Here is a 579-nt window from a genome sequence, read left to right as displayed (position 1 = left end):
GAATGTTCGACCTTAATGAAACCATTAACTGGAAACCAAAATCAACTGGCGAGGGTCGTTTTGGAAACTGGCTAAAAAACGCTAACGATTGGAATTTATCACGTTCGAGATACTGGGGAATTCCTTTGCCAATCTGGAGAACTGAAGATAAAAAAGAAGAAGTGTTAATTGGTTCTGTTGAGGAACTTTATAATGCCATTGAAAAATCTATAACAGCTGGTTTCCAAAAAGAAAATCCTTTTAAGGGATTCGAAATCGGAAACATGTCTGAAGAGAACTATGATTTGATCGACTTACATAAAAATGTGGTCGACAAAATTATTTTAGTATCTCCATCAGGCAAACCAATGAGCCGCGAAAGTGATTTAATTGATGTTTGGTTCGACTCTGGTGCTATGCCTTATGCGCAGTGGCACTACCCTTTTGAAAACAAAGAAACAATTGATGGAAATGAAGATTTCCCTGCAGATTTTATTGCCGAAGGCGTAGACCAAACCCGTGGCTGGTTTTATACGTTACATGCGATCTCTACATTGGTTTTTGATAAAGTAGCGTACAAAAATGTGGTTTCGAATGGGC

The 579-nt window shown here is 38.3% G+C and carries 1 protein-coding gene; it reads left to right on the top strand.

Translation table 11 applies throughout. The annotated features are described in order from the left end of the window. Positions 1-579, top strand: a 579-nt coding sequence (locus tag AC1DND_RS29130) for a class I tRNA ligase family protein (protein ID WP_477586492.1), incomplete at both ends; no start/stop codon positions are given.

This window comes from Pedobacter sp. 01N416 (assembly GCF_056399685.1).
This window is presented reverse-complemented; position numbering and strand designations above follow the sequence as displayed.